The 22,452-nt window shown below is 69.2% G+C and carries 18 protein-coding genes and 1 other RNA gene; 11 read left to right on the top strand and 8 right to left on the bottom strand.

Annotation, left to right across the window (positions count from 1 at the left end; genetic code table 11):
* Positions 1-185: 185 nt before the first annotated feature.
* The 8 genes from rpsO (at position 186) to purB (ending at position 10,508) form a co-directional block, all read left to right on the top strand.
* Positions 186-455 carry a 30S ribosomal protein S15 gene (gene rpsO, locus HUA75_RS40955; protein ID WP_141644273.1) on the top strand — a complete coding sequence of 90 codons (270 nt, stop codon included), beginning with the start codon at positions 186-188 and terminating at the stop codon, positions 453-455.
* 376 nt (positions 456-831) lie between these two features.
* Complete coding sequence (pnp, locus tag HUA75_RS40950; protein WP_174489530.1) at positions 832-3,003, top strand: polyribonucleotide nucleotidyltransferase; 2,172 nt, start codon at positions 832-834, stop codon at positions 3,001-3,003.
* A gap of 163 nt (positions 3,004-3,166) precedes the next feature.
* A complete protein-coding gene (locus tag HUA75_RS40945) occupies positions 3,167-3,973 on the top strand; it encodes a hypothetical protein (protein WP_174489529.1) in 807 nt (268 codons plus the stop codon).
* An 8-nt stretch (positions 3,974-3,981) separates the two neighbouring features.
* On the top strand, positions 3,982-4,992 hold the full coding sequence (locus HUA75_RS40940; protein ID WP_174489528.1) for a M23 family metallopeptidase: 1,011 nt from the start codon (positions 3,982-3,984) through the stop codon (positions 4,990-4,992).
* Positions 4,993-5,127: 135 nt separating this feature from the next.
* Positions 5,128-5,583 carry a dUTP diphosphatase gene (gene dut / locus HUA75_RS40935; RefSeq protein WP_174489527.1) on the top strand — a complete coding sequence of 152 codons (456 nt, stop codon included), beginning with the start codon at positions 5,128-5,130 and terminating at the stop codon, positions 5,581-5,583.
* Between the two features lie 112 nt (positions 5,584-5,695).
* Positions 5,696-8,257 (top strand): SUMF1/EgtB/PvdO family nonheme iron enzyme, encoded by a 2,562-nt coding sequence (locus HUA75_RS40930; RefSeq protein WP_174489526.1) that lies wholly within the window; start codon positions 5,696-5,698, stop codon positions 8,255-8,257.
* Positions 8,254-9,198 carry an ABC transporter substrate-binding protein gene (locus tag HUA75_RS40925; protein ID WP_174464347.1) on the top strand — a complete coding sequence of 315 codons (945 nt, stop codon included), beginning with the start codon at positions 8,254-8,256 and terminating at the stop codon, positions 9,196-9,198. Before HUA75_RS40930 ends, HUA75_RS40925 begins: the two co-directional genes overlap by 4 nt.
* Entirely contained in the window at positions 9,195-10,508 is a 1,314-nt protein-coding gene (gene purB / locus HUA75_RS40920; RefSeq protein WP_141644250.1) for an adenylosuccinate lyase, read from the top strand. The genes HUA75_RS40925 and purB overlap by 4 nt, the downstream gene beginning before the upstream one ends.
* A 32-nt stretch (positions 10,509-10,540) precedes the next feature.
* Here purB and HUA75_RS40915 read toward each other — a convergent pair whose 3' ends face one another.
* The 5 genes from HUA75_RS40915 to HUA75_RS40895 form a co-directional block, all read right to left on the bottom strand.
* The gene (locus tag HUA75_RS40915) at positions 10,541-11,500 is read right to left on the bottom strand and encodes a phosphoribosylaminoimidazolesuccinocarboxamide synthase (RefSeq protein ID WP_174489525.1); all 960 of its coding nucleotides are present in this window, start codon (positions 11,498-11,500) and stop codon (positions 10,541-10,543) included.
* A 77-nt stretch (positions 11,501-11,577) separates the two neighbouring features.
* Positions 11,578-12,168, bottom strand: coding sequence for a hypothetical protein (locus HUA75_RS40910; RefSeq protein ID WP_141644252.1), 591 nt, complete (start codon positions 12,166-12,168; stop codon positions 11,578-11,580).
* A 457-nt stretch (positions 12,169-12,625) separates the two neighbouring features.
* Positions 12,626-12,898 (bottom strand): vegetative protein, encoded by a 273-nt coding sequence (locus HUA75_RS40905; RefSeq protein WP_141644253.1) that lies wholly within the window; start codon positions 12,896-12,898, stop codon positions 12,626-12,628.
* A gap of 146 nt (positions 12,899-13,044) precedes the next feature.
* Complete coding sequence (locus tag HUA75_RS40900; protein WP_141644254.1) at positions 13,045-14,298, bottom strand: S1C family serine protease; 1,254 nt, start codon at positions 14,296-14,298, stop codon at positions 13,045-13,047.
* A gap of 86 nt (positions 14,299-14,384) precedes the next feature.
* Positions 14,385-14,672, bottom strand: a complete 288-nt coding sequence (locus HUA75_RS40895) for a hypothetical protein (RefSeq protein ID WP_174458105.1) — start codon at positions 14,670-14,672, stop codon at positions 14,385-14,387.
* Positions 14,673-14,767: 95 nt separating this feature from the next.
* On the opposite strand from HUA75_RS40895, the gene HUA75_RS40890 reads away from it, so the two are divergent.
* Positions 14,768-15,844 (top strand): CFI-box-CTERM domain-containing protein, encoded by a 1,077-nt coding sequence (locus tag HUA75_RS40890; RefSeq protein WP_174464344.1) that lies wholly within the window; start codon positions 14,768-14,770, stop codon positions 15,842-15,844.
* Positions 15,845-15,906: 62 nt separating this feature from the next.
* Positions 15,907-16,419, top strand: coding sequence for a TlpA disulfide reductase family protein (locus HUA75_RS40885; RefSeq protein ID WP_141644275.1), 513 nt, complete (start codon positions 15,907-15,909; stop codon positions 16,417-16,419).
* A gap of 314 nt (positions 16,420-16,733) precedes the next feature.
* Here the strand turns inward: HUA75_RS40885 and HUA75_RS40880 are convergent, their stop codons facing one another.
* The 3 genes from HUA75_RS40880 to HUA75_RS40870 all read right to left on the bottom strand — a co-directional run bounded on the left by HUA75_RS40880 (position 16,734) and on the right by HUA75_RS40870 (position 21,782).
* Complete coding sequence (locus HUA75_RS40880) at positions 16,734-18,734, bottom strand: OmpA family protein (RefSeq protein WP_254628035.1); 2,001 nt, start codon at positions 18,732-18,734, stop codon at positions 16,734-16,736.
* 76 nt (positions 18,735-18,810) lie between these two features.
* Positions 18,811-20,421 carry a pitrilysin family protein gene (locus HUA75_RS40875; protein WP_174489524.1) on the bottom strand — a complete coding sequence of 537 codons (1,611 nt, stop codon included), beginning with the start codon at positions 20,419-20,421 and terminating at the stop codon, positions 18,811-18,813.
* Entirely contained in the window at positions 20,421-21,782 is a 1,362-nt protein-coding gene (locus HUA75_RS40870; RefSeq protein WP_174489523.1) for a pitrilysin family protein, read from the bottom strand. The genes HUA75_RS40875 and HUA75_RS40870 overlap by 1 nt, the downstream gene beginning before the upstream one ends.
* 230 nt (positions 21,783-22,012) lie before the next feature.
* Between HUA75_RS40870 and ssrA the strand changes: the two genes are divergently transcribed.
* Positions 22,013-22,378, top strand: a transfer-messenger RNA (tmRNA) gene (gene ssrA / locus HUA75_RS40865).
* The last annotated feature ends 74 nt before the right edge of the window (positions 22,379-22,452 follow it).

Here is a 22,452-nt window from a genome sequence, read left to right as displayed (position 1 = left end):
TCTTCACACGCTCCACCCCCCGCGAGGCGCACGGGCAGGCGGCCAAGGTTGACCCTGGGTAGGGTGAAGCTTATAAGCCCCCCGCTCGTTAGAAGTGGAGCATGAGACCCGGTCTGTACCCCTCCGCGGACCTGGGCGACTCAAGTGGAATCACTCCGGAGCGGGGTACGAAAGACGAGAATCACATGTCGCTGCATCAGGAGCGCAAGTCGGAGCTGGTGACGAAGTTCAGGACCCACGAGACGGACACCGGGTCCCCTGAAGTGCAGGTGGCGCTGCTGTCCGAGCGCATCAACCAGCTCACCGAGCACTTCAAGACGCACAAGAAGGACCACCACTCCCGCCGCGGTCTGCTGAAGCTGGTCGGTCAGCGTCGCCGGCTTCTGGACTACCTGAAGTCGAAGGACGTCACCCGCTACAAGAAGCTCATCGAGAGCCTCGGCATCCGCAAGTAGGCATCTCGGCAGGACCCGGGGCGCTGGTTCAACCAGCGCCCCGCGCGTTTCAGACGTTGAAGTGGCAGCAGAGAAGCAGTTGAGAAGCGGTGGGTGGTGGCGGGCGAGGGAGTGGTGCCGACGGAGGTTTTGGTTTCCGTTCGGACCGGCTGACACGGTTGTCGGCCGGTGCGATCAGGGATCAAAAGTTCCGAGACATCCCTCCGGCGCTCCGCAAGCGCCCTTCCGCAGTACAGGCTGGCGGTTGCCTGTCATGTGCCTGTTTCGGGCCTTGGCGACCGCTCATACACCCCGAGGGCCCTCCCGGGGTGCCAGGTCCCTCGCGGGCCAGGTGCGTGCGGTGGGGTCCTCGCCCGAAGAATACCGAGGCAAGGACATGCTGAAGAAGAGCGTCAAGATTGGCGAGAGCGAGCTGAGCATCGAAGTGGGTCGTCTGGCCAAGCAGGCGGATGGCTCCGTGGTGGTTCGCTATGGCGACACCATGCTGCTCGTGACGGCGGTGAGCGCGCGGGAGAAGAAGGACATCGACTTCCTGCCGCTGACGGTGGAGTACCAGGAGAAGCTGTACTCGGCGGGCCGCATCCCCGGCAGCTACTTCAAGCGCGAGGGCCGGCTGACGGAGAAGGAGACGCTGGCCTCCCGCGTGGTGGACCGCTCCCTGCGTCCGCTGTTCCCGGAAGGCTACGCGTACGAGACGCAGGTCATTGCCAGCGTCATCTCCGCGGACCCGGAGAACGAGGGCGACGTGCACGGCATCACCGGCGCCTCCGCGGCGCTGTGGGTGTCGGACATCCCGTTCGACGGTCCCCTCGCCGGCATCCGCGTGGGCCGCGTGGGCGGTCAGCTGGTGGCCAACCCCACCGCGAAGCAGCGTGAGCAGAGCGACCTGGACCTGGTCATGGCGGTCAGCCGCAAGGCCATCGTCATGGTGGAAGGCGGCGCGGAAGAGGTGACCGAGGCGGACATGGTCGCCGCGCTGGACTTCGGCTTCCAGGCCGCCCAGCCCGCGCTGGACATGCAGGACGAGCTGCGCCGCGAGCTGAACAAGCAGGTGCGCTCGTTCGACAAGCCGGCCTCCGTGGACGAGGGCCTGCGCTCCAAGGTGCGCGAGCTGGCGATGAACGGCATCAAGGCCGGCTACGCCATCAAGGAGAAGGGCGCCCGCTACGAGTCGCTCTCCAAGACGAAGAAGGAGACCATCGCGAAGCTCAAGGAGCAGCTCGCCGAGGCCTACTCCCCGCTGGTGGAGAAGCACGCCAAGCAGGTGGTGGAAGACCTCAAGTACGAGCACATGCGCGAGATGACGGTCAACGGTGGCCGCATCGGCGACCGCGGTCACGACGTGGTCCGCACGATTACGAACGAAGTGGGCGTGCTGCCGCGCACCCACGGCAGCGCGGTCTTCACCCGTGGCGAGACGCAGGCGCTCGTGGTGGCCACGCTGGGCACCAGCGATGACGAGCAGCGGCTGGAGATGCTGGGTGGCATGTCCTTCAAGCGCTTCATGCTGCACTACAACTTCCCCCCGTTCAGCGTGAATGAGACGAAGCCGCTGCGCGGCCCGGGCCGTCGTGAAATCGGCCACGGCGCGCTGGCGGAGCGCGCGCTGCGCAACATGGTGCCCAAGAGCGAGTCCTTCCCGTACACGGTTCGCCTCGTGTCGGACATCCTCGAGTCCAACGGCTCCTCGTCCATGGCCTCCGTGTGCGGTGGCACGCTGGCGCTGATGGACGCGGGTGTTCCCATCACCTCGCCGGTGGCCGGCATCGCCATGGGTCTGGTGAAGGAGGGCGACAAGATCGCCATCCTGTCGGACATCCTCGGTGACGAGGACCACCTGGGCGACATGGACTTCAAGGTGTGCGGCACCAGCAAGGGCATCACGTCCATCCAGATGGACATCAAGATCACCGGCCTCACCACGGAGATCATGAGCCGCGCGCTGGAACAGGCGCGTCAGGGCCGCATCCACATCCTGGGCGAGATGCTCAAGACGCTGGCGCAGCCCCGCAAGGAAATCAGCCAGTACGCGCCCCGCATCACCACCATCCAGATTCGTCCCGAGTTCATCAAGAACGTCATCGGGCCGGGCGGCAAGGTCATCAAGGACATCATCGCTCGCACGGGCGCGGCGATTAACATCGAGGACTCTGGCCGGGTGGACATCGCCAGCGCGAACGGCGAGGCCGTGAAGGCCGCCATCGCGATGATTCAGGCGCTGACCCGCGAGGCGGAAATCGGGAAGATCTACACGGGCACCGTGCGGAAGATCGCCGAGTTCGGCGCCTTCGTGGAGCTGTTCCCGGGCACCGACGGCCTCATCCACATCTCCGAGCTGTCCGACAAGCGCGTCAAGAGCGTCTCCGACGTGCTGAGGGAGGGCGACGAGGTGCTGGTGAAGGTCGTCAGCATCGACAAGACGGGCAAGATTCGCCTGTCGCGCAAGGAGGCGATGGCGGAGCGCGCGGCGACCCAGCAGCAGGGTGCCGCTGACGCTGTCGCCGCGCAGCCGGCCCCCGAGGCCACCCAGCCCGACGCGAAGGCCTGATTGTCGCCTCGCTCCCGGGCCTCCTCACGAGGTCCGGAGTAGCTCCAACGCCCCCTTCCGCCACCGCGCGGCAGGGGGCGTTTTCGTTTTGGCGGGCGCTGGCTTAGACCTGGAGCTGGGGGCCGTGCGTTGGAGGTGCGAGCCCCGCCTTCTGGAGGCCCCGTTGCCGCCCCGCCCGCCGCCCGCCGGACCCTCGACTTCCACTGGCTTCGTCACCGACGTCTCGCGCCTGCTGGGCGCCTTCCGGTGGGCCTTCATGCCCCTGGGGCTGCTGGCCCTGGTGGCGGTGGGCGTGCACGCGGCGGCGGACACGCTGGATGACAGGCTGGTGGCGGTGGTGGACCGCGTGGACGCGGCCTTCGATGGACTGGTGGGCCGCTACGACGTGACGGCCCCCATGGTGGAGTGGGTGTCGCTGGAGCTGCGCACGCGCATCGCTCGCATCCTGGCCCTGACGTGGGAGCTGGCCGCGGACCTGGTGCTGGCGCTGCCCGCCCTGGGCTACCGCGAGGCGACGGCGGCCGCCGTGAAGCCCGCGGAGTCGTGGCGCGCGGCCCTGGAGGGGCAGGAAGCAAAGCCCTCGTGGCGCGCGCTGTGGCAGCGCTGTCTGCGCCAGCCCACGCCCATGCGCTGGCTGCGCCCCCTGGCCACCGCGGCGGTGGTGGTGGCGGGCGCGTGCACGGTGGCGAAGCTGATGCAAGGCACGGTGTACCTGTCCTGGCGCGAGCTGATGGGGGACCAGGTCGCTGACTGGGGCGCGAGAGGCCTGTCCGTGGGGGCGCTGGTGGGCGTGCTGGCCACGCTCGGGTGGCGCGCGGTGCTGCGCAACCTTCAACACGCGGACGCGGCCTGCGCACAGGAGCGCGGCCGACGGGCCTTCACCCGAGGCCTCCTGGGTTGCGCGGTGGTGGTGCCGCTGGCACTGGCCGCCGTGCTGGACGCCACTCCACTCGTTTCCTTCCTGCGCTGAGGACCGCCATGTTCCCGAGCCGGGCCAGGGGGCTGCTGGACTTCTGCATGGCGGTGCTGTGCGTGTGGACGGCGTACCACCACACGCCCGCGGGCGCGCTGGTGCGCAAGGCCTCCGCCTGGGCCTTCTCCGCGAAGAGCACCGCGCGGCCCCTGCTGGCGTACTACGACGGCATGACGGGCACCTCGCTGGCCGCGCCCATGCTGGCGCCCGAGGTGTCCCTGGTGCGTCCGCTGACGGATGCGGAGTCGCTGGCCTGGGGCACGCACCTGGCATTGAAGGGCCTGGATGCGCGAGCGAGGGAGCCCTTCGCCGCGCTGGCCCAGGAACTGGGGATTCCCATGGACCGGCTGTTGGACCCGGTGGAAGGGCCCGTCGCCGCGCGCAGGCTTCACGCGGCGCTCGAGGCGGACTTCCCCCGCGAGGAGGCGCGCCTCACGGCCCTCTTCGTCGGCCGCATCCCCGCGCGTTATGCCCAGGAGCGCGTGGTGGCGGAAGGTGGCGCGCCGACGCTGGAGTCACTGAACCGGCAGCTTCCTCCGGGTTTCGAGACGGCCTCGGTGGGCGCGGCGCAGGCGCTGGCGTTGTCCACCGCATTCGGGCTCGCGTGGCCCGTGTCGGAGAGCGCCCGGGTGACGAGCCCCTTCGGCGAGCGGCACCACCCCGTGCTGGGAATGCGGCGGATGCACACGGGCGTGGACCTCAGCGTACCCACGGGGACGGCGGTATCGGCCGTGGCGGAGGGTGTGGTGCGGCGCGCGAGCGAGGACGCGGTGAATGGCCGCGTCCTGGTCCTGGACCATGGCCGTGGCGTGACGACAGCGTACTGCCACAACTCGGAGCTGCTGGTCCGGGTGGGGGAGCGGGTGGAGCGCGGACAGCTCATCGCCCGCTCCGGCAACACCGGGCGCTCCACGGGGCCCCACCTCCACTACCAGCTGGAACTCGCCTCCCGGCCCATGGACCCCCTCAAGTTCCGCGCCTCCGTCCGCGCCGTGTCCGGCGATTCCTCGCGCTGAGGATTCCAGCCAGGCCTCGAAGTCCGGGAGCGTGCCGGGGTCTGGGGGCTTGCCGGGCTGTCGTCGCTTTCGCGGACTACCCGTGACGTTGGAGCGGGAACTGGAGACGGGGCAGGGGTGTGGTACATCGGCGCCATGGCCTCGTCCCTCACCGTGCAGGTGCGCCGCGTGCGTGCCCATCCGGAGCCCTTGCCGCTTCCCCGCTACGAGACGGCGCTCGCCGCCGGGCTGGATTTGAGAGCGGACATCGAGGGGGAGCGGGTGCTCGCGCCGCTGGCGCGGATGGCGGTTCCCACGGGCCTCGCGCTGGGGCTCCCCCCGGGCTACGAGGGGCAGGTACGACCTCGCTCCGGCCTGGCGCTGCGCCACGGAATCACGCTGCTCAACTCCCCCGGGACGGTGGATGCGGACTACCGGGGGGAGGTGCAGGTCATCCTGGTGAATCTCTCCAGCGAGCCCTTCACCCTGCGTCGGGGCGACCGGGTGGCCCAGCTGGTGGTGGCGCCGGTGACGTCCGCCACGCTGGAAGAAGTGGAGGTCCTCGACGCGACGTCGCGGGGGGGGAACGGCTTCGGTTCCACCGGCCGGTAGCGCGAGAGCCGACGGCATCGTTCCTTGATGACAGGGGAGCGTGCAGAATATGAGGCCGGACCGCACCCCCGCTCGCGGTCCTCCTTCGACCGGCCCCTGGAGTCCGACTGCTTTGCTCTGCTACCGCTGCGGCAGCCACGTCCCCGAGACGACCGACACCTGTCCCACCTGCGGGATGAAGTACGACGCGGCCGCGCGACAATCGGCCGGTGTCGTCCGCAAGCGCGGCCTGGAGGGCGCCCCCTACAAGCCAGGGGACGTCGTCGCAGGCCGCTACGCCATCCAGGAGGTGGTGGGCTCCGGCCCCATGGGCTTCGTCTTCCGCGCACAGGACGAGGAGATCGACGTCGAGGTCGCGCTGAAGACGGTCCACCCGCGACTCGTCCAGCAGCCCGAGGAGCGCACCCAGTTCTCGTTCTCCATGCGGGTGGGCAAGAAGCTCAACCACCCGAACCTGCTGCGCGTCTACGAAGAGGGGCTCGACGGTGAGCGGCCCTTTTTCACCATGCAGTTGCTGGAGGGGATGACGCTGCGGCGGATGATGGAGCAGCGTGCCTCGCGCGGGCAGCTCTTCTCGCTGAAGGACGTGGAGCCGCTGCTGGCGCAGATGGCGGCGGCGCTGGACGCGGCCCATCGCTTCGGCCCCCACTCCGACCTCAAGCCGGAGAACGTCATCGTCCTTCCGGACCTGCTGAAGGTGACGGACTACGGGCTCGGCCTCGCCGTGCCGCAGCTTCCCTTCGTCCAGGCGCAGAAGGGGCATCGCGCGGATATCTACGTCGCTCCCGAGTACGTGGCGGGCGGTGAGCTGGACACGCGCATGGACGTGTACTCGCTGGGCGTGGTGATGGGGGAGATGGTCGCGGGCCTCGTGCCCGTCGAGGGCGTGGTGCCCGGGTTGACCTCGCTGCACCCAGACCTGCCCACGTCCTTCGAGGCGCTCTACCGGCGCGCGCTCAACATCAACCCGCTGGCCCGTCCGAAGACGGCGGGTGAGCTGCACGCGGAGTTCGCCAGCATCCTCGCGCGCGCCCCCGCGGCGGTCGCCACGCATGTGCGCGGCGTGCCGCCTCCCGCGGGCTCGGCGCAGGCCGCCGCGGTGCGGATGTCCGCGCGTCCGCCGCCTCCGGTGCCCACGGACATGATGCCGGTGCCCACGGGCATCGTGACCTCGGCGCCGAAGCCTTCCGCGCCCGTCGAGGAGGAGCCGCCTCCGCCCGATGCCACGCAGCCGCTCGACGCGGCGACGCTGGCCGCCATCATCGGCGCGAACCCCGGCGCATCCCAGCACCTCACGGAGCAGGCGCTGCCGTTCATCACCGCGTCCGCCGCGCGGGCCGCCATGGATTCGCCTCAAGGTGGGCGCTCGGCTTCCGAAGCGTCGGCGAAGGGACGGGCTGCCTCGGAATCGTCACAGGGGGGGCGTTCCTCCAGGGGAGCCTCCGAGCCCGCTCACGGTGGGCGCCTGCCCCCCGAGCCCGCTCGTGCGGGTGGGCCCGCGCCGCGTGCCTCCGGACCGATGCCGGCTGCTCAGCCGCGCGCGGCGCCTCGGGCCCAGGAGTCGGACGCGGGGCAGGAGCCGGCCCCTGCGGTTTCCGGTGCCCGCTCGGCGCGCGCGTTGGAGTCCTCGCCCTCGGCCTCCGGGCCTCGGCCCATGTCGCGGACATTGGATGCGGCGCCCGCGGTGCCGGTGCCGGCCATCCGCACCGCGCGCACACTGGAGTCGCCCGCGGTGTCGGGGGCACGCACGGGGCCTCGCTCGCTCGACTCCCATCCTTCCATGTCGGGCGCTCGCACGTTGGACTCGCCCATGACCTCGGCGGCGCGCTCGGCGCCTCGCATCGCGCCCACCCACCGGTCCACCCGTCCGTCGAAGTCCTCGGCCTCCCGCCGTCGCTCGGCATTCATCTGGATGGTGGTGTTGACCGTGGGCGGGCTCGCGCTGGGGGCCGGTGGCGGTTACCTGTTGCTGCGCTACCTGCGCTCGGCCCAGCGGACAGCGCCGGTGGTGCCCATGGGAGGGCCGTCTGCACGCCAGGCTGCACCGGAAGCCAATGCTCCTCCCCTCGTCGCGCTGGCGGGAGGGTGTCCCGATGGCATGCGGGTGGTGAGTGGCGGGTACTTCCGCCGGGGAAAGGCGCGGGACGACGACCAGGGGCAGGTGGAGGAGCCTTTCGAGGAAAGCATCCAGGTGGACTCCTTCTGCATGGACGAGTTCGAGTACTCGAACTCGAACAAGCGGGGAGGGAGTCCTCGGGTGGAGGTGACCTGGGAACAGGCGCGCGGGCTGTGTGAGGCCGCGGAGAAGCGGCTCTGCACGGAAGAGGAGTGGGAGAAGGCATGCAAGGGACCGGGCAACGCGCGCTACGCATACGGCGACGATTACGTTCAAGGCGCGTGCAATACGAAGGTCTCGCTCCAGGAAACGCCTCCCACGGTCGCCCCCTCCGGGACGTTCACGCAATGCGTGTCACGGGGTTATGGCGTGGCGGACCTCTCCGGGAACGTGGCGGAGTGGACGAGCACCCGCGTCCCCAACCGGGGTGTCGTGCAGAAGGGCGGCTCGTTCAACGACTCGCAGCTCGCCTCGAGGTGCAGCGCGCGGGCCTTCATCGCTCCGGAGAAGACCGCCCTCTCGGTCGGCTTCCGGTGCTGCGCGAGCGTGAAGCCATGAACGGGCGGACCCTCGCGCTCCTGCTCCTGCTGGTGCCGGTGGTAGCGGGGGCTCAAGGGGCAGCCCGTCCCCGCGTGGTGGCGGTGAAGTCCGCCAACCTGGCGCCCTATGCCTCCGTCATCGCTGGCTTCGCCGCGGAGGCGCGCGCGGAGGTGCAGGAGATGACGCTGGACGAGAGTCCCGGCGCCGCCGCGCGCATCTTCAAGAAGCTGGCGGCCCAGAAGCCCGCGTTGGTGCTGGCCCTGGGGCCACTGGCCGCCAACGCCGCGCGCCGCTCCCTGGGCGAGGACATCCCCGTCCTCTTCGCCATGGTGCCGTACTTCGAGAAGTACGGACTGGAAGGCCCCAACGTCACCGGCATTTCGCTTACCAGTGACCTGGGGCCGGAGCTGGAGGCGCTGCTCGCGGTGGCGCCCAAGGCCCGGCGCGTGGGCATGGTGCATGACCCCCGCTTCTCCGCCAGCACCGTGACGCAGGCGCAGACGTCCGCCGCGTCCCGGAGCCTGTCCATCCTCCCGCTGGAGGTGGACTCACCAGGGAAGGTGGAGAAGGTGCTGGAGGGCGCGGCGGGCCGCGTGGACGCGCTGCTGATGGTGGCGGACAAGACGGTGGGCAACGCCGCCGTCGTGCAGCAGCTCATCGCCTTCGCGCAGGCGAAGCGGCTGCCGCTCGTGGCGCTCACGCCCAGCCAGGTGAAGGAGGGCGCGTCCCTCGCGCTGTCCCCCAGCCCCATGGCCATTGGCCTGCAAGCGGGCCGGCTGGCCAATCGCATCATCCACGAGAAGATTGACCCGGGGGCGCTGGCGGTGGCGCAGCCAGAGGGGTTGGACCTGTCCATCAATCTCACCACCGCCCGGAAGTTGGGTCCGTCCTCCGAGTCCGTGCTGGAGTTGCTCCGGTTCGCGGCGCGGAAGGACTTTGCCGTGAAGGTCTACGAGTGATTCCGCGATACAGCCGACAGGAGATGTCCAACCTCTGGAACGACGTGGCCCGCTTGCGCCGGTGGCGCGATGTGGAGCTCGCCGCGCTGGAGGGCATGGTGGAGGCGGGGTTGGCCCCGCGCGAGGCGCTGGAGGATTGCCTCCAGAAAGCCGGAGACTTCACGCCCGCGGATGCCGCGCGCATCGACGAAATCGAGCGCACCACCAAGCACGACGTCATCGCCTTCCTCACCTTCATGGAGGAGCGGGTGGGCCCCAGTGCCCGCTGGCTGCACCTGGGAATGACGTCCTCGGACGTGCTGGACACGTCCCTGGCGATGACGCTGCGCGACGCCGTGGACCTCATCCTCCAGGACATGGAGCGGGTGATGGCGGCGGTGGAGAAGCGCGCCTTCGAGCACAAGCACACGCTCCAGATGGGCCGCAGCCACGGCATCCACGCGGAGCCGGTGACGTTCGGCCACAAGCTGGCCATCTGGTACGACGAGCTTCGCCGCGCCCGCACGCGCCTGCTGCACGCGCGGGAGACCATCGCCACGGGCAAGATTTCCGGCGCGGTGGGCACGTTCGCGCACCTGCCTCCGGCAGTGGAGGAGCACGTCTGCAAGAAGCTGGGCCTCAAGGCCGCGCCCGCCTCCAGCCAGGTGGTGCAGCGTGACAGGCACGCCGAGTACTTCACGGCGCTGGCGCTGTTGGGCTCCAGCATCGAGAAGTTCGCCGTGGAGATTCGCCACCTGCAGCGCACCGAGGTGCGCGAGGCGGAGGAGCCCTTCACCGCCGGACAGAAGGGCTCCAGCGCGATGCCACACAAGCGCAACCCCATCCTGTCGGAGAACCTCACGGGACTGGCGCGCCTGCTGCGCGGCTACGCGGTGAGCGCCATGGAGGATGTGGCGCTGTGGCACGAGCGGGACATCTCCCACTCCTCCGTGGAGCGCGTCATCGGCCCGGACGCCACCATCCTCGCGGACTTCATGCTGGTGCGCTTCGCCCGGCTGATGGAGGACCTGCGCGTCTACCCGGAGCAGATGAAGAAGAACCTGGAGCTGCTCGGCGGCGTGGTGAACTCGCAGCGGCTCCTGCTGGAGCTGGCGCGCAAAGGCATGGACCGGCAGGCCGCCTACGTCATCGTCCAGCGCAACGCGATGAAGCTCTACGAGGAGGGCGTGGACTTCCGGCAGGCGCTGCTCGCGGACGAGGACCTGCGCAAGATGATGACGCCCGAGGAGATCAACGACTGCTTCTCCCCGGGCTACCACACGCGGCACATGGACGACGTCTTCCGCCGCGTCTTCGGCCGGAGCGAGTAGCGGACGGCCGTCCCACAGGCTCGCTGGGAGGGCTACTTCAGGTAGCCCTTCTGGCGCAGGTTCCGTTCGATTCGCGCGTGCACGTCGCCCGGTTCGAGCGCGAGTGTCGTCCCCGTAATCTGCTCGAAGGCCGCCACGTACTTGGTGGCCAGCTCCACTCGGACGTCATCGGGGATGGGCGGAGGCGTGCCCTGACCGGAGAAGTTCCGCTCGCGGATGAGCCACTGGCGGATGTTCTCCTTGTCCAGCATGCGCTGGTCCTCGCCCTTGGCGAAGCGGGCCTCGTACTCGTCCGCCACCCAGTAGCGGCTGGAGTCCGGGGTGTGCATCTCGTCGATGACGTAGAGGTCGTCGCCCACCTTGCCGAACTCGTACTTGGTATCGACGAGGATGAGGCCGCGCGTGCGCGCCCACTTCTGCCCTTCCGCGAACAGTCCGCGCGCCGCCTCGGTGATGCGGGCCCAGTCGCGAGCGCTGGCCAGGCCCCGCGCGAGGATTTCCTTCTCCGAGATGGGCTCGTCGTGCAGCCCGTACTCCGCCTTGGTGGACGGGGTGATGATGGGCTCGGGGAAGGCCGCGTCCTTGCGCATGCCGGTGGGGAAGGGCAGGCCGTAGGCGGTGTGCGTGCCCTTCTCGTAGTCGCGCCACAGGCTGCCGGTGAGGTAGCTGCGGATGACGACTTCCACCGTGAAGGGCTGGCAGGCGCGCGCCACGGTGACGTTGGCGTCCGGCACGTCGAGCACGTGGTTGGGGCAGATGTGCTTCGTGCGCTCGAACCAGAAGGCCGCGAGCCGGTTGAGCACCTCGCCCTTGAAGGGGATGGTGGTCAGCACGTGGTCGAACGCGGAGAGCCGGTCCGTCGTCACCAGGACGAGCGTGTCGCCGCTCCGGTACGTGTCGCGGACCTTGCCGCGGTAGTGCTGGCCGAGCGCCGGCAGATTCGTCTGCTGGAGCGTGTGGGGGAGCTGAGCGTGAAGAGCGGAGGTATTCACTGGCGCCTCGCGGCCCGCCCCTCTGGAAAGTGGGGCACGGCGAGAGAAGGGTGGGCCTGTTGCTGAGGCGCGGGACTCTACTGGAGCGTGGCCGGCATGGAAGCAGGACCGTAGGCCGCCGCCAGGTAGAGGAACGCCGGGTTGACGCGCAGGATGCCGTCCACGTAGGCGACCGCATAAGGCGCTCCGGACGCCCGGTCCACCTGGACCGCGCTCTCCGGATGGATGCCCCAGTGCGCGAGCAGCGTGCGGGCCACCAGCTCCGCGGCTTCTCGCTCGGACAGTCCCTGCAGGCTCTCCCGTCGGTCTTCCGGCCAACGCTCGGCCGCACGGGCTTCCAACACCAGCTCGATGCCCTTGCCCGCGTCCGGCGCCTGGAACAGGTCCATGCGCGAATCGAAGCCTGGCGCGGCGAGCAACTCACCGTGCTGGCTGATGGGGAAGAGCACCAGCGCCTGCGCCGCCTGCCCGGCCTCCAGGTCCGACTGACGGGCCACCTCGCGGAACATCTCGAGGCGCGTCGCGGGGGACTCGAACTCCAGGAACTCTGGCGGATGCGACAGCGCCTGACGGGCACTCATGGTCGCGCGCACGGGCGTGCCCGCACCGCCACAAGCGGTGAGCACGGAGACGAGCGAGAGGAGCAACCCAGGGAGCCAGCGACGCATACGGGCGGGAATATACCGATCTGCTTCAGGATCAACCAGTGAAACTCGGAGGCATGCGTCCTGAGGAGCATCTCGCCTCTGTCCCGCACCTGACGCACTCACAGACACCCTGGATGCGGGGGTCCGCGCATGGCCCTCTGGTCCTTTTGGACCCGGCCACGTGCTCGGCTCGCGTCGCGGAGCGGCTCGACGTGAAGGGTGACGCGGTGTTGGCGGACATGGCCGTGACGGAAGGCTCGTCCCGAGGGCTGCGTGTACGTGGCTGGCACCGCATCTCGCACCTGACTCCACGCGCTGGAGCGGACGGCGATGCGGGCGAAGCAGACCCGAGGCGAGGCGGAGCGGTGGCTCACGGCCTTCAAGCGTGGGGTCGCGCGGTGGCGCGGGGCACCTCTCCCTGAGGATTCAATCAGGGAAGAGAAGACCCCGGCGCCGCTGCGAGTACGACGGCGGGGACTTAAGCCGCGTCCTTCTTGTACGTCTCGCCGTGGTGCTTCTCGCACAGGCCGGCCTTGAACGTCTTGATGCGGCAACCGTCCTTGGAGCAGGTGCGGTAGCGCGAGTGGGGCAGGTCGCCCTGGCGCCACTGCTTGAAGTGGAAGAAGCAGTAGCTCTTGGCGCGGTAGGGGCGCTTGCAGCCCTCCACGGTGCAAGCCTTCTTGCCACTGCCCTTGGCGGTGCGGGGCCAGTGGGTGAGCTTCTTCTGGGTCGTCGGGGTGGCCTCGGCCATTGTGGAACCTCTCCTGCGAAACGATGCGGGTACCTCGGCGCCACGAGCACGTGGACCATCCGCCGGGTACGAAAAAGGCGCACTGTCTAGCGCCCATGCCACCCGAACGCAAGGAGACGCCGGAAGACCGGTGTCCGCGAGGGGTGTCAAGGCGCCGGGGCGCCGTCCTCGGAACCCGGGGCGGTCGGCTCGACTTCCGGAGCCGTGGGCGGGAGCGTCTTTGCTCGGGGAACGGGCGACAGCAGGTCGTCCAGCACGGACTGCGCCCGGGTGGGCCGCCGCCCCTGCCGTCGGGAGGCCAGGGTGGGCGCGGGGGGCTGCTCGCTCGGCATCTCCTCCAGGCGGACCTTGAGCCGCATCGGCTTGCCCAGCCGGTGGATGCGCAGCCGCACGTCATGGCCCACGCCGCGGGCGGCCACCTGCCAGCGCAGGGTGTGCGCTCGCCGCACGCGCCGCGTGTCGAGCCCGATGATGACGTCGCCGTGGAGCAGGCCCGCGCGCTCGCCCGGACCGCCCTCCACCACCTCCGTCACCACCACGCCCTGGCCCTGGCCCAGGTTGAAGGCCTCGGCGACCTCGGGCGAGTAGTCCTGCACGCTGATGCCCAGCCAGCCCCGGCGCACGCGCCCGTGGGCCCGCAGCTGCGGAATCACCGTCTTGGCGATGTCGATGGGGATGGCGAAGCCGATGCCCTGGCCCGCCACGTTGACGGCGTTGGCCACCGCCACCACGTCGCCGTGCAGGTCGAGCACGGGGCCCCCGGAGTTGCCCGGGTTGATGGAGGCGTCCATCTGCATGTAGTCGAAGTCGCCGTCGCGCCCGTTGGGCGTCACGTCCGTGCGACCCATGAAGCTGACAACGCCCACCGTGACGGAGTGGGAGAGTCCGAACGGGTTGCCGATGACGACAATCCAATCCGCCGAGCGCACGTGCGACGCGGACGCAAGCCGCAGCACGGGCAGCTTTCGCGGGGCCTCGATTTTCAGCAGCGCGCAGTCGGTGCGGGAGTCCTCGCCCACCACCTGCGCGACGTACTCCTCGACGTAGCCGCGCGGGTGCATCACCGAGATGACGACCTCCGACGCGCCCTCCACCACGTGAGCGCTGGTGAGGATGTAGCCGTCGGCGTGGATGATGAAGCCGGAGCCAATGCCCTTCTGGGGCTCCTCGCCCGACACCGACGCTTCGTCCGTCAGTTGTCGGGTGGTGATGGAGACCACCGACGGCATCGCCTTGCGAGCCACGTCACTCAGCGTGGCCCGCTGGTTGTCCAGCGAACGGTTCTGGGCTTCGAGCCACAGACGCCCGCGCCCGCGCCCGGCGGCCTGCGCTGGGGTCGCCAGCGCGCACACCAGCGCGGTGAGGATGACGACACTCTTGATGAAAGGCGCCCTGCCCATGCCCCGCCTCCGCCCCGACCGACCGTCCACCACCCACGCAACCTAGGGAGGGGAGACCTGTCGCGGAAGCGGACCTGTCGGCCAGGCTACTTCTTCTGCGCGATGATGCGGTTGACCGCTGCCCGGTCCTCCGCGCTGATGCGCTCGCGCGGGGCGGCGGGCGTCGTGCGGGAGACAGCGCCCTTCGCGTCCTCGTAGGCGTCCTCCAGCCCGTCCTTCATCCGGTCCACGGTGTCCGGCTTCACGGTGCGCTTCCAGGCCCGCTCCATGTGTTGCAAGGGCGTGCGGCCGTCCACCTCTCCCGTCGACAGGAAGATGCCGAGCCCCACCGCGCAGACCGTCCAGACGATGAACTTCAAAGCTCCCATGCTCACAGCCTCCTACGTCTTCTTACATGGGGCGGAGACGGGTGGCCAGTTTCCGACCGCGTGTATGTGATCCGCGCTGACAGGGCGACTCGCGGCACTTAATGTCCGCCGGCTTGCAGCCCGAAGAGCTCTTTCAGGCCGCCCGTGAAAGGGCGGCACAGCTGGACGTGGGGCGTGGAGACGCGGTGGTGGAACGCGTCCGAGCCGCCGCGTCCTCGTTGTTCAGCCGGATTCCCGAGCCGCCGGTGTACCGCCGCGCCGAGGACCCTTCACGCAAGGCGGCGCAGGCGTTGCTGCCGGAGATGGAGAAGGTGTTGGCGGAGGCGCTGGCGGCGGGCAGAGACCCGTCGATGGCGCCCGCGCTGGAGAAGCTGGTGGCCGCGTTGCTCGCGCATGGCGAGGCGCTTTGTCACACGGCGGGCGGGCGGTTGGAGGCGGCCGAGATTGCCTGGCGGCGCGCGCTGGAATTGGAGCGGGCCGCGCATCCCACGCGGCACCTGGTGACGGCGCCTCCGCGTCCTCCGCCGGTGTTCGACAAGTCGGGGGGAGGCTCGCGGTATGACCCTCGGCCCGCGCCGCAGGCGAGCGTGAAGCTCGTGTGTCCCAACACCGGCTGCAAGCGGGTGGGGGACTACGCCTTCCTGACGAGCCACGCGTACAACCGCTTCGTGTGCCCGGTGTGCGGCACGCCGTTCCTGGCGTACTTCGGCGAGCTGCGAGGGTTGGAGGTGGAGGTCCGCCGCAGCTCGAAGCGCTACTTCTTCACGGTGGACGAGGTGGGCACCACCAACTCCTCGCGCATCGAGTTCGAGGAAGCAGGCGGGCAGGAGTTCCCCGCCGCGCGCAGGGATTTGCTCGCGTTCCTCTACACGGAGGCGCGGGAGCTGAAGGTCGTGGTGAACCTCACCAACCAGCGGCTCATGTGGGTGAGCCCCGCGTCCTCGTGTTTCGTGGCGACGGTGGCGTTTGGCGAGGGAGCGCCGGAGCTGGTGGCCTTCCGTGCGTACCGCGATGACGTTCTGCGGAAGAGCGCGCTCGGGCGCGGGTTCATCCGGGGCTACTATCGCTGGGGTCCGGACGTGGCGCGGTGGGTGTCGCGGAGACCGGTGGCCCGAAGCGGAGTGCGCTGGGTGTTGAGTCAGGTGCATGACCGCCTGACCAGGAGTGGATTCTCGTGACGCAGGAAGGAATCGGCGCGCCGCCGCCAGCGAGGCCGCCGAGCGGCGGGACGAAGCTGTTCATGGGCCTGATTGCCGGGCTCGGGTTGGCGGGCGTGGTGTACCTGGGCGTGCTGGAGGCCCGGCGCTCGCAGTTGGTTCCGGATGGCGCGGCGACTCCCTCGTTCGAGCTGCAGCGTCACGAGGGCGGCGTGCTGAAGTTGGAGGACCTCCGCGGCCAGGTGGTGATGCTGGACTTCTGGGCGACGTGGTGCCCGCCGTGTCGCGAGGAGATGCCCGCGCTGGTGAAGCTGGCGAAGGAGTACGAGTCCCAGGGACTCGTCTTCCTGGCCGCCAGTCGGGATGACGGGGACATGGCGCCCCAGCTGGTGGACAACTTCATGCGGCGCCACCTGCCCGACTTGAAGCCCTACGTCGTGTACGCCGGGGACGACATGGCGCGGGCCTTCCAGGTCAGCGCGCTGCCGACGCTCTACTTCCTGGACCGTGAGGGCAAGGTGACGGACGCGCAGCGCGGCGCCCTGTCCGAGGACGCCCTGCGCCGTCGCATCGAGCGGGCGCTCAAGCAACAGTAGCAGCGACTCGCGACGGGACACGCCGCCGCGTCGTGGCCGGACCGCACCCATGAGAAGGGCGCCGATGTCCTCGTGGGACAAGGGCGCGTCGTCCCACTTCATGGCCCGACGACGTGCATGAGCAGGGCGCCGATGTCCTCATGGGACAAGGGCGCCTCATCCCGTCTCATGGCCCGACGATGCGCATGAGAAGGGCGCCGACGTCCTCGTGGGACAAGGGCGCGTCGTCCCACTTCATGGCCCGACGATGCGCATGAGAAAGGCGCCGATGTCCTCGTGGGACATGGGCGCCTCGGTTCTCGACGGTGACCCGACTACTTCCCGGGTGTCTGTGGCGGCGGCTTGGTGTCCGTAGCAGCAGGCTTCGCCGCGGGAGCAGGTGAGGCCGGAGTCGTCGCCGGCTTGCCATCCGACGCCGGAGGCTTCGCCGTGGGGGCCGCTCCCGGCGCGGGCGTCGTCGCGCCCGTGGGTTTGCTGGCGGGAGCCGCGCCCGGAGTCGCCGGGGCCTGCTTGCCAGCGGGAGGCTGCTGTCCCGCCGGGACGACGGTCTCCCGACCCTCGGTCTCCACTTCGGAGCGCACGAGCTTGAAGTCGACGCGGCGGTTCTTCGCGCGACCCAGCGCGGTGTCGTTGGTGGCGATGGGCCTGTCGAAGCCGAAGCCCTCCGAACTCAGTCGCTTGCGGTCGATGCTCTTGGACACGAGGTACTCGAGCACCGAGCGCGCACGCTTGTCGGACAGGCCCATGTTGAGCTGCCGCGAGCCCCGGTTGTCCGTGTGACCTTCGATGAGCACCGGCCCCAGGGTGGGGTTCTTCCGGAGCACCGTCGCCACCTCGTCCAGCAGCGGATAGGAGCGCTTCTGGATGACTGCGGAGCCCGTCTCGAAGAGCACGTTGCCCTTGATGCGGATGCGGTCCGACTCGACGAAGACGTACGGAGGCGAATCGAACGGGCAGCCGTTGTTCTCCGGCGGGCCGAACTGCTCGGGGCAGTCATCCTCGTTGTCTGGCACTTCGTCGCCGTCCGTGTCCGGGCAGCCGTCGTAGTCCTTGGGGCCGGGCTTGTCCGGGCACTTGTCGAACTCGTCGGTGATGCCGTCGCCGTCGGTGTCCACCTCGGGGCAACCCTTGCGCTCCTTGAGGCCCTTCACGTCGGGGCAGCTGTCCTCGCCGTCCACCACGCCGTCGCCGTCATTGTCCGGGTCGGGGCATCCGTCGCTGTCCTGGAAGCCGTCCTTGTCCTCGGCCTCGTTGGGGCAGCGGTCCCTCACGTCGGGCACGTTGTCGCCATCGGAGTCCTGGAAGCGCTCGTCGTAGCGCAGCCCGAACATGACGCGCAGGGCCTCACGCCCGTAGCCGGTGGTGAGGTTGAGGCCCCGGCCCACGTTCAGCTCCAGTCCCCAGTTGCCCCAGATTTTCGCGCGGGCACCGACGAGCAGCTCCCACGGCGTCTTCAGCGAGTCGGACTGGTCGAAGTTGAAGGGGCGCACCAGCGGCGTGCCCAGGTGCATCTCCGCCGTGGCCTGCACGTCCGTGAAGCGGCCCATGTTGGGCAACTCGCCGATGATGCCGGCGCCGAGCGTCAGCTCGTCGTCCACCAACAGGTTCAGGTACTGCGCATGCTTGCGCAGCTTCACACCCGCGTTGCCCACCACGCGGATGGGGATGGGCAGCACGTCGAAGCGCTGCTCCACCGCGAGGCGCGGCGCGAAGACGAAGCCCCGCTCACCCGTGAAGCTGTCCGCGTCACCCGTCGGCGCGCGGACCTCCGCGATGAGCGACAGGCCCACGGGGAACTTCTCGCGGTCCAGCAGATGGATGCGCGGCACCAGTCGGATGTCGCCCAGCGTCGTGCGGCTCACCCCGGCGGCGCCCGGGAAGTCCGGCGCGTCCAGCGCATCTCTCAAGAGATTGAAGTTGTCGCCCTGGAGGAGCGTGAAGGGCAGGTCGATGCCCAGCTCCAATCGCTCATGGAGCTGGTAGGCGAAGAGCAGGTGGGCGTCGAGCCGGTACGGCAGCAGGTCGCCCAGCTTCTCGTCACCCAGCTTCAGGGCGAGGATGCGCCAGTTGAAGTCGAACAGCAGCGCGCCGCGGAAGCTGCCGACGGGCTCGCTATTGCTCGTGCCCTCCAGCGCGATGCCGCTGTTCTGCGCGGGCGTGGGCTTGACGGGAACGGCGTCGAAGCCTCGGGAGAAAGGGTCGTGTTCCGCGTGGACCGCCGCCGAGGCCAGGAGCAGGCCCATCAGGACGAATCGGACGGCGGAGCCGCTCAGGGGCCGCCACCGTGGAGAGTGGCCGGAGCTGGTGCCTCGCATGATGGCAGCTCATACCATCCGGTCCCGAGGGGCGGAAACAAATGACCCACCCCTCGGGACAAAATACAGCCCTGCGCTACTTCTCCATGAAGGACTGCGCGGGAATGACGGTGATGGCGTCCGGGCTCACGGGGAGCTTGTAGGGGACGATGACCTTGTCCAGCGCCAGCAGCTCCTCGGACTTGTCGGACGCGTAGGTGATGGGCGAGGGCTGGCCGGTGCGCAGGGCGTCGGCGAGCTTCTCCGCGTCCTGGGTGACGAAGGCGAAGTTGAGGCCCGTGGGGTGGAGCCGGCGGCGCAGCACCTCCTGCACGGACTGAGGCGTCATCTTCGTGAGCGCCTGGCGGTACTGCTCCAGGAAGTCAGGCGTGCCGTAGAACAGCGAGTCGATGGCGTAGCCCAGCCGGCGCGGGTCCGTCTGCTCCCAGAGGCGCGAGTAGCCCTGGAGGAAGCCGCGCATCAAGTCGAAGCGCTCCTGCGCGATGGGCTCCTTGACGAGCTGGTCCATGAAGTACACCGCGCCGCGCGTGGCGAACATCGCGTTGCCGGGTTCCACCGGGCGAATCCACAGCGTGAGGTCCTGCTGGGTGCGCGCGATGTTGGTGCGGTTGTAGGTGGTGCCCGGGTCCTCGATGAAGTGCTCGGCGTAGGCGTAGTCGCCGTAGTTGAGGCCGCGCTTCTCTCGCAGCTCGTTGAAGAGCAGGCCGATGGACTGACGGTGCTCGCCCAGGTGCGTGAGCGCGAAGGCCAGCGGGAAGAAGTCGGGGTCGCCTCGGCGCACCGGGTTGACGTAGCCCATGCTGACGGCGGTGGAGAGTGTCTGCTTCTGGATGATGACGGCGCGGCCCGCGGTGGTGGGCAGGGTGGGCAGCGTCACGCGAGGCGCGCCCGTGGCGGGCAGGGTGCCCAGGCGCGAGAGCAGAGACTGCTTCAGCGCGTCGTCCACCGCGCCGGCGAGGCCGACGACGAGCCGGTCCTGTGTGAAGACGCGCTGGGCGTGGGCCTTCACGTCGTCCAGGGTGATGGACTTGAGGCCCTGCACGGTGCCGCCGGTGTAGTGCGCGTAGGGGTGGTCCTTGTAGATGAGCGCATCGAGCGCGACCTTGCCGAGCCCCTCGTCATTGGCGCTGCGCAGGCCGTTCTCCACGTCGCTGACGGCGTTGGCGCGCAGGCGCTCCAGCTCGGAAGTGTCCAGGCGGGGCGCGAGCAGCACGTCGGTGAATATGTCGAGGTAGCGCGGCAGGAAGTCCTTGTGGACGCGGCCGGAGAAGGTGGTGAACTCCTTGTCCGTGGAGGCCTCCAGCTCGGCGGCCATGGGGAAGAGCGCCTCGAGCAACTGCGCGGAGGTGAGCTTCCGCGTGCCGCCCTCGGCCATCAGCGAGGCGGTGAGCGCGGTGAGGCCTTCCTTGCCCTTCGGGTCATCGATGGAGCCCGTGTGGAAGACGAGCCGGAAGGTGATGATGGGCGTGTCCGGGCGAGCGAGGACCACCAGCTCCAGCGGCTTGGGCTGCTTCAAGGGGACGGCGGGAACTTCCTTCGGGGCCGCCGGGGTCTTCTCGGCGGTGGAAGGTGTGGCGGGAGTCTCCGTCGTGGCGGGAGGGGTCGTCTCGGGCGCGGGCTTCGGCGTGGAGGCGCAGCCGGCGAGGGACAAGAGGGCGGTGAGGGACAGCAGGGCCTTGGCGTTCATCACTTCGTCCCTCCGGCGGCATCGACCTTGGGGGTGAGGCTGAGCTGGGTGAGGTTGGTGGCCTTGAGGTAGCGCTTGGTGAAGTCGGACAGCTGCGCGGGCGTCACCTTGGCCAGATTGGCGAGCTGGCGCTGGAATCCATCCGGAGTGCCGAGGATGCCGGCGTACCAGCCGAGCTGGATGCCCACCTCGCGCGGCGTCTGCAGGGCCATCAGGGCGCCATAGCGCGCGTTGTCCTGGATGGCCTTGACGCGGGCGGCGTCGACCTTGCCGGCGGCGAGCCTGCTGACCTCCTGGAGCAGGGCCAGGCGCACGCGCTCGCGGTCCTTCTCGTCCTTGAGGGTGGCGGTGAGGGTGAAGAGGTGCGGGTCGCGGTGCTCGGAGTAGTCGCTGCCAATGGCCTCGACGAGCTGCTTCTCGAGGACGAGCTGCTTGTAGGCGGGGCTGGTGGGGCCGACGAGGTAGGCCACGAGCACCGTCTGCAGGGCGGAGTCGGCGGTGTTGGCGGACGCGGCGGGCGTGTGCCACGCGAGCACCTGGCGCGGCTGGGTGGGCTGCGGCCAGTCGACGTGGGCGGTGCGCGGCTGCGTCTGCGCGGGCTCGGTGGGGACGGTGATGGTGGACGTCTTGCGGTTCCACGGGCCGTAGTGCTCGCGCACGAGCTCCATCACCTGCGCGTCATCGAAGTCGCCGACGATGAAGAGCATGGCGTTGTCGGGGGTGTACCAGCGCTCGAAGAAGTCGCGGCTGTACTGGTAGGCCTCCGGCATGGCCTTGATGTCGTCGTAGAAGCCGAGCGTGGTGTGGCGGTACGTGTGCTTCGTGAAGGCGGCGGCGTTGAGCGTCTCCTCCATCTTGAGGTACGGGGCCGCGGCGTTCTTGTGGTACTCGCCGAGCACCGCGAGCGCCTCGGTGCGGAAGGATGGCTCGGAGTACTCGAGGTTGCGGAAGCGGTCCGCCTCGATGTCGATGAGCTGGGGCAGGCCCGCCGTCGGTCCGTACGAGTAGTACAGGGTGATGTCGTCGGTGGTGAAGGCGTTGTCGTCGAAGCCGAACGTGCCGAGGATGCGCTCGCGCTCGCCTTCGGGGTGACGCTTCGTCCCCTTGAACATCATGTGCTCGAAGAAGTGGGCGAAGCCCGTCTTGCCGGCCTCGACCTCGTTGCGCGAGCCGACGCGCACGACGGTGACGTACGCGACGATTCCCTGGGACGGGTAGGGCACGCGCACGACGGTGAGGCCGTTGGGCAGCTTGTCCGTCTGGAGGGTGTAGGGGAAGGACTGGGTGGCGGCGCTCTTCTGCGCCAGCGCGGGGAGCGCGGTGCCCAGCACGAGCAGGAGGAGGGGAAGCAGTCGTCTCATTCGGGGTCCTCGTGGCCGCTGGGGAGCGCGAGGGCTGTCCGAGCGGGGAGGCGACCCTACGACGGTGAAGCCGGAGGGGAAGCGACTTCCAGGCTGAGTGTCCGCCTTCGTGCGAGAAGGTGAGGTGGTGGACGCTCAGGAGGATTGACGGGGCGCCGTCAGCGGTTAATGTGAGGAAGACGCGGTCGAAGCGGTGGCCGCAAGAGCAGCAGGCAGTCAGTCAACACCCCGGGGGCGACCCGGTTTCGACGGGGGCATAGAAGTTCGAGACGCGTGCCGAGCTTGTCAGGTAGCTCGTAAATCCAACCCGGCAAAGACACAAAAGCCAACGACAACGTTGAGCTCGCGCTGGCTGCCTAAAAACAGCTGTTAGTGCGCGGTCCCCCAGCTCTCGGCCCGTGGGGTTGGGATCGACCGTCATAATGCGGGCTGGCTGCCAAGGGTGCCTGGGCCCGAGGTGGCGAGACCTTTCCAGGACCGGCTTCAGGAATCCCGTCCGTGGGAGTCTTGAGGACGTAGCAAATCGCGGACTACGCACGTAGGGTCGAAGGACCGAAGGCTTTCGGACGAGGGTTCGATTCCCTCCGCCTCCACAGTGAGAAGCCCAGCAATCCAGTACGGGTTGCTGGGCTTTTTCTTTGGGCCTCGTGTCGTCAGGTGGCCCATCCGC

Origin of the sequence: Myxococcus sp. CA040A (assembly GCF_013336725.1) — a bacterium.
In the GTDB taxonomy this organism is placed as follows: domain Bacteria; phylum Myxococcota; class Myxococcia; order Myxococcales; family Myxococcaceae; genus Myxococcus; species Myxococcus llanfairpwllgwyngyllgogerychwyrndrobwllllantysiliogogogochensis.
This window is presented reverse-complemented; position numbering and strand designations above follow the sequence as displayed.

Coding starts and splice junctions, on each gene's coding strand:
- HUA75_RS40900 (WP_141644254.1), bottom strand. CDS start 14,298: ATGGGCAGGGCGCCTTTCATCAAGAGTGTCGTCATCCTCACCGCGCTG.
- HUA75_RS40905 (WP_141644253.1), bottom strand. CDS start 12,898: ATGGCCGAGGCCACCCCGACGACCCAGAAGAAGCTCACCCACTGGCCC.
- HUA75_RS40910 (WP_141644252.1), bottom strand. CDS start 12,168: ATGCGTCGCTGGCTCCCTGGGTTGCTCCTCTCGCTCGTCTCCGTGCTC.
- rpsO (WP_141644273.1), top strand. CDS start 186: ATGTCGCTGCATCAGGAGCGCAAGTCGGAGCTGGTGACGAAGTTCAGG.
- dut (WP_174489527.1), top strand. CDS start 5,128: ATGGCCTCGTCCCTCACCGTGCAGGTGCGCCGCGTGCGTGCCCATCCG.
- HUA75_RS40940 (WP_174489528.1), top strand. CDS start 3,982: ATGTTCCCGAGCCGGGCCAGGGGGCTGCTGGACTTCTGCATGGCGGTG.
- HUA75_RS40890 (WP_174464344.1), top strand. CDS start 14,768: ATGTCCGCCGGCTTGCAGCCCGAAGAGCTCTTTCAGGCCGCCCGTGAA.
- HUA75_RS40885 (WP_141644275.1), top strand. CDS start 15,907: ATGGGCCTGATTGCCGGGCTCGGGTTGGCGGGCGTGGTGTACCTGGGC.
- HUA75_RS40870 (WP_174489523.1), bottom strand. CDS start 21,782: ATGAGACGACTGCTTCCCCTCCTCCTGCTCGTGCTGGGCACCGCGCTC.
- HUA75_RS40880 (WP_254628035.1), bottom strand. CDS start 18,734: ATGCGAGGCACCAGCTCCGGCCACTCTCCACGGTGGCGGCCCCTGAGC.
- HUA75_RS40925 (WP_174464347.1), top strand. CDS start 8,254: ATGAACGGGCGGACCCTCGCGCTCCTGCTCCTGCTGGTGCCGGTGGTA.
- pnp (WP_174489530.1), top strand. CDS start 832: ATGCTGAAGAAGAGCGTCAAGATTGGCGAGAGCGAGCTGAGCATCGAA.
- HUA75_RS40875 (WP_174489524.1), bottom strand. CDS start 20,421: ATGAACGCCAAGGCCCTGCTGTCCCTCACCGCCCTCTTGTCCCTCGCC.